Source organism: Candidatus Neomarinimicrobiota bacterium (assembly GCA_016784545.1).
GTDB lineage: Bacteria > Fidelibacterota > UBA8477 > UBA8477 > JABMPR01 > JABMPR01.
In genome coordinates this window covers 1-14,409 of sequence record JADHUM010000003.1, presented here as the reverse complement: position 1 = coordinate 14,409, position 14,409 = coordinate 1, and the positions used below count along the sequence as shown (strand labels likewise).

General features: G+C 44.4%; 13 protein-coding genes. 2 read left to right on the top strand and 11 right to left on the bottom strand.

Annotation, left to right across the window (positions count from 1 at the left end; translation table 11 throughout):
- Window positions 1-20 precede the first annotated feature (20 nt).
- Window positions 21-1,520 (top strand): hypothetical protein, encoded by a 1,500-nt coding sequence (locus ISR87_01275; protein ID MBL7024058.1) that lies wholly within the window; start codon window positions 21-23, stop codon window positions 1,518-1,520.
- Between the two features lie 13 nt (window positions 1,521-1,533).
- On the opposite strand, the gene hypE is transcribed toward ISR87_01275, so the two are convergent.
- The 7 genes from hypE to hypA all read right to left on the bottom strand — a co-directional run bounded on the left by hypE (window position 1,534) and on the right by hypA (window position 8,171).
- Window positions 1,534-2,583 carry a hydrogenase expression/formation protein HypE gene (gene hypE, locus ISR87_01270; protein ID MBL7024057.1) on the bottom strand — a complete coding sequence of 350 codons (1,050 nt, stop codon included), beginning with the start codon at window positions 2,581-2,583 and terminating at the stop codon, window positions 1,534-1,536.
- 27 nt (window positions 2,584-2,610) lie between these two features.
- Window positions 2,611-3,705 carry a hydrogenase formation protein HypD gene (gene hypD, locus ISR87_01265; GenBank protein ID MBL7024056.1) on the bottom strand — a complete coding sequence of 365 codons (1,095 nt, stop codon included), beginning with the start codon at window positions 3,703-3,705 and terminating at the stop codon, window positions 2,611-2,613.
- On the bottom strand, window positions 3,702-3,974 hold the full coding sequence (locus ISR87_01260) for a HypC/HybG/HupF family hydrogenase formation chaperone (protein ID MBL7024055.1): 273 nt from the start codon (window positions 3,972-3,974) through the stop codon (window positions 3,702-3,704). Before ISR87_01260 ends, hypD begins: the two co-directional genes overlap by 4 nt.
- 58 nt (window positions 3,975-4,032) lie before the next feature.
- Window positions 4,033-4,401, bottom strand: coding sequence for a four helix bundle protein (locus ISR87_01255; protein ID MBL7024054.1), 369 nt, complete (start codon window positions 4,399-4,401; stop codon window positions 4,033-4,035).
- 72 nt (window positions 4,402-4,473) lie between these two features.
- Window positions 4,474-6,747 (bottom strand): carbamoyltransferase HypF, encoded by a 2,274-nt coding sequence (gene hypF, locus ISR87_01250; protein MBL7024053.1) that lies wholly within the window; start codon window positions 6,745-6,747, stop codon window positions 4,474-4,476.
- 142 nt (window positions 6,748-6,889) lie between these two features.
- Window positions 6,890-7,672: a hydrogenase nickel incorporation protein HypB gene (gene hypB / locus ISR87_01245; GenBank protein ID MBL7024052.1), complete on the bottom strand. Its 783-nt coding sequence runs from the start codon at window positions 7,670-7,672 to the stop codon at window positions 6,890-6,892.
- A gap of 154 nt (window positions 7,673-7,826) precedes the next feature.
- Window positions 7,827-8,171, bottom strand: a complete 345-nt coding sequence (gene hypA / locus ISR87_01240) for a hydrogenase maturation nickel metallochaperone HypA (GenBank protein ID MBL7024051.1) — start codon at window positions 8,169-8,171, stop codon at window positions 7,827-7,829.
- Window positions 8,172-8,375: 204 nt separating this feature from the next.
- Between hypA and ISR87_01235 the strand changes: the two genes are divergently transcribed.
- Window positions 8,376-9,251 carry a radical SAM protein gene (locus tag ISR87_01235; GenBank protein MBL7024050.1) on the top strand — a complete coding sequence of 292 codons (876 nt, stop codon included), beginning with the start codon at window positions 8,376-8,378 and terminating at the stop codon, window positions 9,249-9,251.
- Window positions 9,252-9,690: 439 nt separating this feature from the next.
- On the opposite strand, the gene ISR87_01230 is transcribed toward ISR87_01235, so the two are convergent.
- The 4 genes from ISR87_01230 to ISR87_01215 all read right to left on the bottom strand — a co-directional run bounded on the left by ISR87_01230 (window position 9,691) and on the right by ISR87_01215 (window position 14,383).
- Window positions 9,691-12,081, bottom strand: coding sequence for a S8 family serine peptidase (locus ISR87_01230; GenBank protein MBL7024049.1), 2,391 nt, complete (start codon window positions 12,079-12,081; stop codon window positions 9,691-9,693).
- Window positions 12,082-12,645: 564 nt separating this feature from the next.
- Entirely contained in the window at window positions 12,646-13,269 is a 624-nt protein-coding gene (locus ISR87_01225; protein MBL7024048.1) for a rhodanese-like domain-containing protein, read from the bottom strand.
- A gap of 1 nt (window position 13,270) precedes the next feature.
- The gene (locus ISR87_01220) at window positions 13,271-13,861 is read right to left on the bottom strand and encodes a YeeE/YedE family protein (GenBank protein MBL7024047.1); all 591 of its coding nucleotides are present in this window, start codon (window positions 13,859-13,861) and stop codon (window positions 13,271-13,273) included.
- Window positions 13,862-13,870: 9 nt separating this feature from the next.
- The gene (locus tag ISR87_01215; protein MBL7024046.1) at window positions 13,871-14,383 is read right to left on the bottom strand and encodes a YeeE/YedE family protein; all 513 of its coding nucleotides are present in this window, start codon (window positions 14,381-14,383) and stop codon (window positions 13,871-13,873) included.
- Between the last annotated feature and the right edge of the window lie 26 nt (window positions 14,384-14,409).

The following is a 14,409-nucleotide window of genomic DNA, read 5'->3' as shown; positions in this document are numbered from 1 at the left end:
AATTAAAGGGGATTGAAACAGTGAAACTTCAATGGGTCGGGTTAATCGCTACGCTGCTTTTAATCGGTTGTCAGGAGGGGGTTAATACCAGCCTTCCTGAAATCAGTATTTCCTCCCCCCTCAATAATTCAACAGTGGCTGGTGTGACGTCTATCAGCGCTCTGGTTGCCGATGATGAGGGGATCGAATCGGTTGAGTTTTTTGTCGATGGTGACTTGATCGAGACCCTTCATAGTGAACCCTTTACCGCAAGCTGGAATACACTGGAATACGAGAATGGGGAGCATTCCCTTCAATGTCGAGCTATCGATGATGCTGGGAACGAAACCCTGTCGAATCAGGTGGTTGTGCGTGTGGCCAATGTATTATTCACAGCGAAGTACGTTAATAATTGGCTCTGTGCAGACTGTGGAGCCGGTGTTTTGTTTGTTCAGGATATGTCAGGGACCTTGCTGGGACAATCGTCCTGGACTGGTAATGCTACAGTAGTGATTGAGGATCTAAATCAGAGTCCATCTGATTCGGGAAATATTTCTATTACCACGATGAGGGCTGATGGATATGGCAATGTCAATATTGCAACCTATCTGGACATTCCTCGTGGTGAAACGTGGACCTTTCGGGGATTACCACGGGTGGATTTGAATTTTTATCAAACCATTGATTTCAGTATTAGTTCTGTACCCTCACACACGGGTTGGTCTGTGGCCAATGCCTATGCAGAGCTTTGGGGGTTTGACACTCAAATCCCTGCAGAATTGTCGCTCAAGACCTACAAGGCTGAAACCGGTGTGTATTTACGACTGAGCAATACATCAAACGGAACTGGCTATCTTTGGTATGATGCTTTACAACCCCAGGGTTACGATATCAGCCTGAGTAATCTCATATCGACAACTGAGCATAGTGTGCAATTCCCTTCAGACGCACAAGAAGCCCGAACTTTGCTATACGGTTATACAGTTTCAGGAGATTATAGTCATGGATCATTTTTACTGGATCGAGTTCGCTTTGATCCAAATACAACCACCATGCGCGTGCACACTCCGCAGTCTGAGATGCAGGATTATCGTACCTATATGTATTATTTCAAAAGTGGTGGTTGGAATTACAATACGGTCTATGGCAATATTCCCGGCCAGTTTGAAACCATCGATGCAAGCATGACATTTGTGTCAGGCTCCAAAAACAATTTTGAGATCACAACGACAGGCACCTTTGATCAAATCAGGAGCTATTGGCGTTTTCGGTCTGGTGAATCAGTATATACCTGGAATATTGTTGGTCGGAATGATCTCACAAGTTACCGCGTCCCGGATTTCCCAAGTCTGGTTGCCCAGATCTTTCCCACCATGCTTAGAAGCCAGTTTGTGTTGAGCAAGACGGAGCTCATTGATTACCCGGAATTGACATCCAACCAGGAAATCTGGGATATTCGATTTAAGTGGGCAGGATATTTCAACGAGTACATTTCGGAATCACGAACTCGTTCAAAAGATTATGTAGCACCAACCCCATAATATGCGCTTTTAGCTAGCAGATACGCGGAAGCTGTTCTCCTACGGGCATATCCACAATTCGATTGGCTCCTAATCCTGTCTGTATAGCCACTATTCCAGGATGCTTGTCTGTAACTTCACCAATAATAGTTGCTGACTTTCCGTGTTCATTGCCATGCATAGCATTCAGCATTTCATCTGCGACATCTGGCGGCACAATGGCTACCAACTTACCTTCGTTGGCTACGTAAAGTGGATCAATTCCCAATATCTCACAGGCACCGCGGACATTCTCTTTTACAGGAATGGTATCCCCATAGAGTTGAATTCCTACAGTAGAAGATGCAGCAAATTCATTAAGCGTTGTGGCCAGACCACCACGCGTTGGATCCCTCAAAGCATGAATATTGGTGCTTACAGCGAGCATATCCTGGACAAGATGATTTAATCCGGCTGTATCACTTTCCACAGTTGACTGAAAGGATAATCCCTCACGAGTGGTCATGACAGCCATTCCATGATCTGCCAGCGTCCCCGACAAGATGATTTTATCCCCAACTTCAAGATTTGAAGCTGAAATATTGACATCATCAGGTACAAAGCCGAATCCGCTGGTATTGATAAACAGTTTATCGCAACTGCCCCGGTTTACAACCTTGGTATCACCGGCAACAATTTGGACACCAGCAAGTTTAGCTGCCTTCTCCATGGAAAGGACAATTCGGTGTAGCGTTTCAAAGGGAAGTCCCTCTTCCAGAATAAAGCCGACACTCAGGTATCTGGGAATGGCACCACTCATGGCGATGTCATTCACGGTGCCGTTAATGGCCAGATCACCTATATCTCCTCCGGGAAAAAAGATGGGATCAACCACAAAAGTATCGGTACTAAAAGCAATCCGTCCACCTGGATTCTCAAGGACTGCCTGATCTTCCATTTTATCTAAAGTGCTGTTGGTGAAGCGGGGCAGGAAGATTTTGTCAATCATCTCATTGGAGAGTTTTCCTCCAGCACCATGGGCCAGTTGAACTGTGTCATGACTGAGGATGGGAACAGGACAGGATAAGGCTTCAGGAAAATCCATAGTTTGACTCACTTCTTTCAGAGATTATTAGTTACTCAGAATGCGTTGATATTTATAGTAGGCCGCACATGCACCTTCACTGGAAACCATGGTGGCACCCAGAGGGTTCTGAGGTGTGCATTCCTTCCCAAAGGCTGGGCAATCGTGAGGTTTCTTCAAACCCTGAAGGATAACCCCGCTGATACAGGCTTCTGGTTCCTCTGTATGAATATCACCAACTGAGAATTTCAGCTCTGCATCAAAAGCAGCATATTTTTCTCGAATTTTGAACCCGCTGGCTGGAATTTCGCCGATACCACGCCATTTACGATTGGCAATTTCAAATACGTCCTTTATCAGGGCTTGAGCGGGTTGATTTCCACCCTGCTCCACAATGCGGGCATACCTGTTCTCAACCATATGAGTACCTGCTTCAAGTTGCTTGACTGTATGCAGAATGCCATCCAGCACATCCATGGGCTCAAAGCCGGTAATGACGATGGGTACCTCATATTTTTTGGCAATAGGATCATATTCATCCCAACCCATCACAGTGCAGACATGTCCCGCCGCTAGATATCCTTGAACCCGATTTAAGGGGGAGGAGAGCAGCGCTTCCATGGCGGGTGGAACCAGAACATGGCTTACCAGTTCACTGAAATTAGTCAAACCTTCCTTGGCGGCTTGTGCCACAGCCATGGCGTTGCCAGGGGCAGTCGTTTCAAAACCAACAGCAAAGAAAACAACCTCCTTATCTGGATTTTCGCGGGCGATTTTCAAGCTTTCCAGGGGGGAAAACACGGTGCGAACATCACCACCTTCAGATCTCACCATAAACAGATCTTTATGGCTGCCTGGAACGCGAAGCATATCGCCAAAACTGGTAAATATTACATCAGGCCTACCTGCTATTTCAATGGCTCTATCAATAATCTCAAGAGGCGTGACACACACGGGACAACCAGGTCCATGGACGAGCTCAATCTCTTTGGGGAGAACTTGATCAATTCCGTTGCGGATGATTGAGTGGGTTTGACCACCACAGATCTCCATGATCACCCAGGGTTGGGTGGTAACAGCATGAATCTCCTTGAGTATCTTTTTGGCTACAACGGGATCGCGGAATTCGTCAAGATACTTCAATCTGGACGCTCCAGCTTTTCCATTTCAATTCCTTCAGCGTTGGCACGATCAATCAAATCATCCCAGGCATCAAATGAGTTTTTAGCCTCCTCCTCATTGAGTACAGAAAGAGCAAATCCAGCATGGACGATGGTATACTGGCCTATTTCAATTTCAGGGACGTACTCCAGACAGGCCTTACTCACCGATCCTGCAAAATCAATATTGCCCATTTTAAGACCATTTTCGTCAAAGATTTCAAGTAGTTTTCCGGGGATTGCTAGGCACATATGAGGGTTCCTGAGTTAATTGAGTTATCTGGAAGGGCAAGGGAGTTGGTCATACCATCTAAATGTTTTTTCTCAAATAGTTTTGGAAGCCTAATATCATTTTTGATATTTCTTCACATTCCAGATAAAGTTCATTAAAAATTTCTGGTTCAATATAGCCCAAATCAAGGGCAATATATAAATGAGATTGAAGTTCCGCGGCCGACCCATGGGCAATATTCAAGAAGTCAGCAAATTCCTTCTTGGACCTCCGACCGAATCCTTCAGCAACATTCCCCATAATGGATACTCCACACCGACGTGTTTGATCTTTCATGGAAAAATCTCTCCTAAAATGACCCGAATTTGAAACAGTATATAATTTTGATACAAGTATCCGTGCCTTTTTCCATGCCAAAATATCCTCAAATTTATTGAGTTTACTCATATTATCTCCTGTACTTTGGGTGGGTTCAGGACATTTTAACTCAAAAACTCAAAAACTCAAAAACTCAAAAACTCAAAAACTCAAAAACTTCTGCCCAATAATTACCTGCCCCAAAGCGATCCCACCATCATTTGTCGGTACCTGACTGTGGGTGAACACATCGAAACCTACCTTATTCAACTCGGTCTGGAGTCCTTCGAACAATAAAGTATTCTGAAAAACGCCGCCACTTAACACGAGCTGTTTGATACCAGTCTCTCTGCTGAGCTCAACCGATATTGATGTAAATGTTTTGACAAGGGAATAATGAAACCATTGACTGATGGCTTCTAAATCTTTTCCGGCCTGAATTTTTTGAACCAGATCATGCATTACATTGGTGATTGAAATTGTTTGCCCACCTTCACTCAGCTGAAAATCAAACTCAGAATAGTCTGAACCCAGACGATTTCCAGCCGCCTGCATAAATTCGATGGCAGCCTGTGCTTCATACCGAATTTCCTGCCGTCCTCCCGAAAGAGCAGCGACTGCATCAAAGAGACGTCCACAACTGCTGGTCATGGGAGAATTGATGTTTGCATTCAGCATTTGAATGATTGGTTGAATATCACGATCCATAAGTGCAGGAATGTCAGGTAGATCGGCACCAAATACTTGATGGAGGTAACTTAGCCCTATACGCCAGGGCGATCTGATGGCAGCTTCACCACCCGGGAGGGGCATGGGCTCAAAATGTGCTTTCCTTTCAAATCCTGAAGCATCACCTACGAGGAATTCACCACCCCAGAGGGTTCCATCCATGCCGTAACCGGTTCCATCCATGATGATACCAATTACCGGTTCTTCCAGATCATTCTCAGCCATGCAGGCAGCCAGATGAGCATGATGATGCTGAACACCCAACAGGGGTAAGCTTTGATCCTTTGCCCATTTTGTCGAGAGATATTCAGGATGCAGATCATGTACTATAAGCTCAGGTTGAATTTCAAATATTCTCTGGATGTGCTCGATGGTCATTTTGAAAAACTCAAAGGCTTCAAGATTTTCCAGATCACCAATATGTTGACTTAAAAAGACTTTTTCATCTTTTGACAATCCAACCACGTTTTTCAATTCACCACCAACTGCCAGAATTGATGGACCCTTCTTCTTCATAAAAATGGGTCGGGGAGCATACCCCCTGCTACGACGAATGGGACGAAGCTTGCCAGCCATTTCCATGACAACTGAATCATCGCTACGTAAATAGATATCCCGATTATGCAGAAGGAAATAATCTGCCAGACCAGATAGACGCTCAAGCGCTTCGTCATTATCGATACAGATTGGTTCTTCACTGAAATTGGCCGAGGTCATGACCAATGAATCCAGTTTCCCAGACAGGAGCATGTGATGGAGAGGTGTATAGGGGAGCATGATACCCAATCGATCATTTCCTGGTGCGACGTTAGGAGAAATTTTATCATTAGAAATCGAAGTACACAGCACGATAGGAGCCTGAATTGAGAGTAAGGTATTGGTTTCATCCTGATTCAGTTTTACGAGCTCATGGGCCGTATTCATATCTCTTACCATAAGCGCCAGAGGCTTTTCATCTCGACCTTTGGCAAGACGCAATTGACTTACTGCATTAGCATTACTGGCATCGACTGCCAGATGAAATCCACCAAGACCTTTTATGGCCAAAATTTTGCCTTCGACCAGAAGTGCTATGGTTTTTGAGACAGAATCCGTGGATTCAATCCGCATACCCATTCCATCTGTGAGCCACACTTGCGGACCACAATCTGGACAAGCGTTGGGCTGGGCATGAAAACGCCGGTCCTGAGGGTCCTGGTATTCAGCATGACAGACCTCGCAAAGTGGAAAATGCTTCATTGAAGTGAAGGGGCGATCATAGGGAATATTTTCAATAATTGTATAGCGTGGGCCACAATTGGTGCAGTTGATGAAGGGATATCTGTATCGACGATTCTTATCATCAAAGAGCTCGGCCTTACAATCATCACACAGGGCAACATCTGGAGATATTAGTGTTGAAACCGACGCATTGTCATGGGAAGCTACAATGTTGAAGTCAGCTTCATCAAGAACAGGAATTTCTTCTATTTCTACAGAGATAATGGTTGAAAGAGGAGGTGCTTCAGGCTGTAAACGGGATTCAAATTGCCTGAGTTGTTGTGAATTTCCCTGGATATCAACCTTGACACCATCAGAGGTGTTGTAAACTGAGCCAACCAGCCCGATATCTCTGGCAAGGGAATAAATAAAGGGGCGGAATCCCACCCCCTGAACGATTCCGTTGATTGTCAGTCGACGTCTCTTATGTTTTAAGTGTTCAGGCATTTAATAGTTGCGATAAAAATGTGATGCTGTCATTGCGAGAGATAAATGGGAACACAGCGATCTCAATTTCGAGATTGCTTCGTCATTTCATTCCTCGTAATGACTGTTGGGTTTGTGCCTAACGTGGCAAGATACACAGAGACTACTTCGTGTTTTCCTTCAGCCAGGCATACCAGGTATCCATACCTTCGCCAGTGGTGGCTGATACTTCAAAGAATTCAAGATGGTGGTTTACTTGACGCGCGTATTCCTTGCATTTCTCTACATCAAATTGCACATACGGGAGTAAATCAATTTTATTTATGATACAGATATCAGCTGCATGGAACATGGTGGGGTATTTCAGGGGTTTATCGTCACCCTCCGTCACACTGATAACCACGACCCGCTTGTCTTCACCCAGATCGAAAAGAGCTGGACAGACCAGGTTGCCCACATTTTCAATGAAGAGGGCTGAATTGTCCTGCAACTTTAACTCACCATAAGCTGTGTGGATCATTTCGGCATCGAGATGGCAGCCATTTCCAGTGTTAATCTGCAAGACAGGTACCCCCGTTTTTGCAATGCGATCAGCATCATTCATGGTTTGTTGATCACCCTCAATCACAGCACTGGGAATTTCTTCTTTTAAGGTAGCTAAGGTTTTTTCAAGGAGAGTGGTTTTACCGGATCCAGGCGAACTCACCATATTAATTGCGAATATATTTTTTGCTTCGAAATAGCCACGGTTCCTCTGGGCTAATAAATTATTCTCACCAAGAATATCCTGCTCTACAGCAATGGTTCTATCATGGGAATGATCGTGAGAATGATCATGGTCGTGATGGTCATGAGTATGGTGATGTCCATCTCCGTGACTGTGCTGGTCTTCACCATGTTTTCTAAAGGTTGTACTATCAGCCCCACATCCACAGGTATCACACATATCTATATCCTTTCACTCAGATTAAATTTATTTATGCTCTCGCAGAGATCGCAGAGTCGCAGAGTTAGAAAAGGGTTTCAAGCCGGTTACTTCCACTCTATCAGCCCCTGCATCTTCGCGGTCTTGGCGAGATCTGTTTGTCGTTTTTCCCGTGCTATTCATTTACGCTAATAGCTCTAAGTTTTAACTCGCGGCCCTGGAGTATGTCAATTTCATAGCTCTCACACTGAGGACAGAGAGCCATAAATGAATCAATTTCGAATACATGATTGCACTTTTTGCAGCTTGCCCTGGCAGGTACCTCATTGATGGATAGAGTAGAGTTTTCCGCCAGCGTGCCCTTGCAAACAGATTCATAGCAGAAATTAAGCGAATCAATCATGACCCCGGACAATTTCCCCACATCAAGTTCGATGTTAGATATGGAACTAGCACCATCCTTGTCAGCCTCTTTGCAGGCGATACTGATGATATTCATGGCGATGGACATTTCGTGCATTACAACTCCACTTTGGTAAAGATAAGGCAATAATAATGCCCTAGAGTTTGAGGTCAATGTTTTAAATAATTACAGGCAAAAAAAGTATCTAACCAACGATTAGGTTTGCTGCCAAATTGTGGGGTAGTTTCCACTCTGTTTGATCCTCGCTAGCTTTTTTAGGATAGGGGTATAATCCAGAGCATTTATATTCATGGATAACTCATGGAATTCATTCAGTCAAAAACTATCCTGTCTCGTGTTAAAGATGATTCATTCTTTGGATTGAGTTACAACATGAATCTTTATCGCGGTTGTCAACATGGCTGCATTTATTGTGATTCTCGCTCTACCTGTTATGGTATGGATGAACTCTCAAAAATCTATGTTAAAGAGAATGCCATTAAACTCTTGGAGAAGGAACTCAGTACAAAACGGTTAAAGGGAACCATTGGCACTGGCTCCATGAATGATCCATATATGCCTGTTGAACGAAAGCTAGAGCATACCCGAAAAGCACTTGAAGTGATCTCAGATTACCGGTTTCCAGTCCATATCATGACCAAAAGTGATCTGGTTCTACGCGACCTGGATTTGCTCCTCAATCTACAAGAGAATTACTGTGCAGTTACATTTACGATCACCACAGCCGATGATGATCTTGCCAAGATTATTGAGCCTCACGCTCCTGCGCCATCTCTCCGTTTCCAGGCTATGGCGGCTCTTAGAAAAGCTGGGATATACACAGGCATCACAATGATGCCCATATTACCGTATCTGAATGACACTCATAAGAATATAAAGGAGCTGGTGGGTCTGGCAAAAACTGCAGATGCTCAATATATCTTACCGTATATGGGAGTGACACTCCGTGAAGGTTCACGGGATTATTTCTACCAACAGATTGATAAATCATTTCCAGGGCTAAAGGATAAATACATCAAGGATTTTGGGAATAGTTATGGTTGTAATTCACCCAAAGCAAACGCCCTGTATACTTTATTCTATGAACGTTGCAAGCTACATCAGATTCCAACGGAAATGCAGTTTTTCAAACGGGATCAAGAGCCTCAGCTTACCCTCTTTGATTCCCATTCATAACCGGAGCACGCAAACCTAGTTCAGTATTGCTGTCACTAAAGTTACCACATCCTGAATATTTACTGTGGCATCAAGATTGAATTACAAGTCGATGTGTTTGTGGACCGAAAACAGAGGCTGTCTCGAGACCTGCGGCGATTTTGATATTTTTAGCCACGGATTTATGTAAAATCTATTCTAAAAGTCACTTTTCAATCCTAAAAGGCTAAAATCAGTTCACCAGACAAAAGGAATCTATTCTGTCAGCCTGAATAGAGAGAGCGTTGTGCCGTCTATAAGGGTAGTTTGAAACCGTTGCTATTAGAGTTTTTACTACCAATCTGTCTACACCCTATGGGTTTCGACAGACAGGTTGGACGACTATTACGAAATAGCAATATATGTCTTCGAGAATTTCATTTGTTTCGTTGTGAGAGAAGCGATTAAAGACAGACTCTATTTAATCTCCCAATATGGCAGAAACTAGTGTGACCACGTCTTGAATATTTACTGTGGCATCAAGATTGAAGTCAGCTGCAAAGGCTGCATTGCCCTGTAGGGTTGAATTGCCAAGGATATGGGCGACGATTAGAACCAAGTCCTGTATGTTGATCTGAGTATCAAAATTGACATCACCGGGTATAAAACTGACTTCGCCAGTATAAAATATATGCAAGTCATCGACGGCAGCTTCTACAACGGAACCTCCAGGAAGATCTTCAGCAATAAATCTGAGCTGAAGCTGATTAGGTTGTTCAAATATGTGTTTGGCCAGGAACTGGTATTCGCTCCATGAATTATCCGATTGCGTCGTTTGCTCCAGGGTAACCCAGATATTGTTCTGATCACGTATTTGAACTTCCCAGTTATCCTGACCCGGTGTATCACCATGATCATTGGTATACCAACGCCAATAGCTGATCACTGGAGAGATACCTGGAGGGATGGGATAAACTGGACTCTCAAGGGTCGTTCGTCCACCATCCACATCACCAGCACCAGTATTGGTACCGTCGAATGCTGCATTCCCTGTTACAAAACATATGGAGCCTGTGGGGGAGTGGTCCTCGTCAGGCTGAACTGGGTCAAGTCCATCCCAGGTTCCAATTGGCTCATCGCGAATCCATATACCTGCCGTGGCATTGTCACTGGGAATTCCCAAAGACCACCCCTGCTCAGTTTCGGCATCCTCATAGATGAGAGTTGGGAATAATCCTGATGGTCCCACCAGAAAAAAATGAGGAATCTCTGGCGCAGTAAGCGGATGATATACATTGTTATCATCACCATCAATTGCATGGATATAGTACTCAACAATAGAACCAATTTCAGGAGCTGGAATTTCACTACTCCAATTATTTGGTGATGCTTCCGTCATTTCAAGACTTGAATATTCACTCCCCGAAATAGAGTAGTTCAGGGTTAAGGAAAGGGATGAGCCGGCTTCGGCAAAAGTTTCAACATATACGCTTATTGGATCAGTTGGATCAATGATATTTGTCAATGCAGTATGACTTACATTGAATGATGTTAGCGCTTTTAAGGCATTCACCCGAAGACCCATTTGGAGGTTACCCACATCATCACCGTCCATGAGGCGTGCCTCCAATGCATCCACCGTAATAGAGGGGAATTGAGATTTTATGAGGGCGGCGATGCCGGCTGCCAGGGGTGTTGCCATGGAGGTGCCATCCCAGGCTTGATACTGACTATTATGAGCTGGATTACCAGGATCAGTGCAACTCCAGATATTGGTACCAGGCGCACACACATCTACCCAGGATCCATAATTTGAAAAACTGGCTCGACCATCCGAGCTGTTTGTGGCTCCAACACACAAGGCACCTGCACTTGCCCCGGGATAATGGGGGCTAGAACTACCATCATTGCCGGAGGCAAAAAGGACAATACTCCCCATGGTGTTGCGAGCATGGAGAATGGCGCTACCTATGGTTGCTGAAGCACTTCCACCACCCCAGCTATTACTGATAACATGGGCTCCATTGTCTGCTGCGTAAATAATTGCATTTGCAGCGGCTACGTCTGAAACATAGGGAAAAATTTTACAGGTCATGATCTTGGAGTTTTGAGATGCACCTGCAATACCAATCAGATTATTGGTAACGCCTGCAGCAATACCCGCGCAATGCGTTCCATGATCCTCAGCATTGTAGGGATGCCAGCCCCATTCATGGCTCACATCTGCATCTCCCTGGGTGAAGTCCCAGCCATAAATATCATCAACTTTGCCATTGAGATCATCATCAATGGAATTGTCGGCTATCTCTCCAGGATTGTTCCATAAATTGCTGACAAGATCGGGGTGATCCGTATCTACTCCAGTGTCAATAATGGCAATAACCACTGTGTCGCTGCCTGTTTGAATGTCCCAGGCATCTGGAGTACTGACCACAGGATGGTGCCAGGATTGACTGAAATAGACATCATTGGGTGTGAATTGAGTATCATAGAGCTCACGGATATACATGGGCTCTGCATATTCAACATCAGCGAGTGCATTTAATTCATTTATAACAGTCAGTACATCCTCATTGTCTGAAATATTGATTACAAAAATTCTTGCCAGACCATAGGGGTCATTGTTTTCCATGGAAAAGGATGTGAATGCAGGAAGAATATCAAGAGTGTTTTGAGTAGAAAGTATGTCAGCCACACCGGGGATATCCATGATTTGCATGGTACTGCTTCTCTGGCTCTGGGAAAATGAGTTTTCCTCCACCTTGAGGAAAAATTTATCGGTGATCAATTCGACCTGGTTTTGACCATAGGCCAGTTGGCAACATAGTAAAACGAGAGTAATTGCAATATATCGGGGTGGCGAAAGTCGCATGGTGAATAAATCCTTTATTGTGAGTGTCATGATCACATCGCGATGTAGGTAGAAGGAATCATTGAGAAAGGCAATATGTGTTTTAGAAGTTATGGTATTGTGATTGGATAAAAAAGGGCTGTCTCAGAGCCTGGGACGGAGTTTTCTTTTTTAGCCACGGATTCACACGGATTTTCACAGATTTTCACAGATTATTGACAACAACAACCATCCCAAAACTAAAATTCACCTGATCAAGACATGGGAGCAGGAAATGTCTGATATCCAAAGCTAGGGAATCTGTTCTGTCAGCCAGACTAGAGGGAAGGCGTTGGGTATGATATTGTTTGATGCTTTAAAGCTAGGTAAAGGACCTTTAGGCTTCTGCATGGCAGGCAAGGAATAACAATTTTTGAATGTCGAAGTTTCTTAACTTCTTAAATCTTAAATTTTAAATCTTAAAAAGAGGCCGCCCTTTTTAGGACAGCCTCTTGGTCGTAATTGGTAAACTGAGGTCTACCACCCCGTCCTAACTATTTTGCAACCATGTTTCGACAGAGCCTGTGCTGAGCGAAGCCGAAGTGCTCAACAACCACCGGCGGGTGCTTTTTTCTTTTCTCTTCGTATTACCTTTGGCTTTTCTGCCGTGGTCTGGGTAGGAGCGGTCAGGGTTGCATCGCCACCGCCTCCGAAGACACCACTCGCTGCCTTACGAAAGTCATACTTTGCAAACTCTTCATCTGGTGAAGTAGAAGCAGGTTCTTGTGGATTCATAATGGTGTCAAACCAGTAATTCAACCCACCTTGCATGACATAATTGTTCACAAAACCCAGTTGGCGTAAAATCATCCAGGCCTGATGAGATGCCACAGTTCCGTTGGAATAGAGTACATTCATTTTGATTCCCTGATCTACATAATCGCGATATTCATCCTTGAGGATGGCAGAGATTGGAATATTGATTGCTCCTTCCAGGTGGTATTTCTGGAACTCATCTGGCGTGCGGACATCTATGAGGCGAAGACTGGGATCTTTTGATATAACCCAATGCGCGACTTCATCTGCTGTGACCATCTCAGCGGCTCCCTGAACTTCTACCAGCATTTGTTCAGCAGTTAGCTTATATGGTTTGGTTGTGTTCTCGGGAACCATGGCAATGACAACCCCTAGAAGAATTAAACCGATAAATATGATATTTCTTATGTTCATATTAATACTCCTCTCTGGGCCATCTTTTTTCAGCCAGTTCACCTAATTTGAACATGACAAGAGCGGCTATGATAACCAGTAAAGCCATAACGCCACCAGAGATTCCCAGGACATCAGATACTTTTAATGGTCCCATGGAGCCTGACATGTAAAAGTCTTTAAGTAAAGGATATCCTTCAGCAAAAAAGAATATACCTAGAAAGATCCCGCCAACGAAAACCATGGCGTCAATTTTGCCAATGGCCGCTGCGCAGACACTGGTCCCGGGACAAAAGCCACCGATTATGAACCCTGCTCCCATGATGATTCCACCTACAATAGCGCTTCCCAGAAAGGTGGGGTTTACGTAGATTAGATTAAGATCAATCCAGCCAAAGAGGCTAAAGAAAAGCAATCCCAGCATGGCTGTAATGGCTCCTGTAAAAAACACTTTAAGCACAACCGTATCATAACCGTAAAATATACCGGCCAATTTGCGGCTTGATGAGAATCCGGCCTGTTCAAGAACAAAACCAAATCCGATTCCAATGACAAAGGCGATGAAAAAATTCCAGTCAGCGCCAATAATTTCTTGAGGTACGAGAGGTCCCATGATAGACTCCTATATCCAATTTTTTCTGAGGAAATATGCCAGGGCAAAGGCAGTTCCAAATATTGCCATCATAGAGACGAATCCTGCGACAGATAAACTTGCCATACCTGTTAAAGCAGATCCGCTGGTACAACCACGACCCAATTGGGAACCAAAGCCAAACAGGATACCGCCTATCCCGGCAAAGATGAGTCGGCGATTTGCTGTAATGCCCGGGAAATGCTCTACTTTCCATTTGAGGCGTCCCGAGAAGGCACCGGAAAGGAAGCCACCGACTAACACCCCGATCATTTCGAAAACCAACCAGGCTTTCATGGGTGATTTCCCCTCACCAACATATTTGCTGTAAAAGTCAGAGTTGGCTGCATGCTCAGGAGCAACCACATCCACGGCTGTAACCACAACGCTCTTCACTGCACCACTTGCCCCCAGACCTCGGCCTGAAAAGAAAAATGCCATGAGGAGCACCAATCCCAACAGGACACCTGCCAGATAGGGATTCATGTACTTTGTTTTCATCATCAATAACCCTTATTCAATTAATATTC

Bases quoted from the DNA above. Each gene is read 5' to 3' on its own strand.
- hypE (MBL7024057.1), bottom strand. From the start codon at position 2,583: ATGGATTTTCCTGAAGCCTTATCCTGTCCTGTTCCCATCCTCAGTCAT.
- ISR87_01260 (MBL7024055.1), bottom strand. From the start codon at position 3,974: ATGTGCCTAGCAATCCCCGGAAAACTACTTGAAATCTTTGACGAAAAT.
- ISR87_01255 (MBL7024054.1), bottom strand. From the start codon at position 4,401: ATGAGTAAACTCAATAAATTTGAGGATATTTTGGCATGGAAAAAGGCA.
- hypF (MBL7024053.1), bottom strand. From the start codon at position 6,747: ATGCCTGAACACTTAAAACATAAGAGACGTCGACTGACAATCAACGGA.
- hypB (MBL7024052.1), bottom strand. From the start codon at position 7,672: ATGTGTGATACCTGTGGATGTGGGGCTGATAGTACAACCTTTAGAAAA.
- hypA (MBL7024051.1), bottom strand. From the start codon at position 8,171: ATGCACGAAATGTCCATCGCCATGAATATCATCAGTATCGCCTGCAAA.
- ISR87_01235 (MBL7024050.1), top strand. From the start codon at position 8,376: ATGGAATTCATTCAGTCAAAAACTATCCTGTCTCGTGTTAAAGATGAT.
- ISR87_01230 (MBL7024049.1), bottom strand. From the start codon at position 12,081: ATGCGACTTTCGCCACCCCGATATATTGCAATTACTCTCGTTTTACTA.
- ISR87_01225 (MBL7024048.1), bottom strand. From the start codon at position 13,269: ATGAACATAAGAAATATCATATTTATCGGTTTAATTCTTCTAGGGGTT.
- ISR87_01220 (MBL7024047.1), bottom strand. From the start codon at position 13,861: ATGGGACCTCTCGTACCTCAAGAAATTATTGGCGCTGACTGGAATTTT.
- ISR87_01215 (MBL7024046.1), bottom strand. From the start codon at position 14,383: ATGATGAAAACAAAGTACATGAATCCCTATCTGGCAGGTGTCCTGTTG.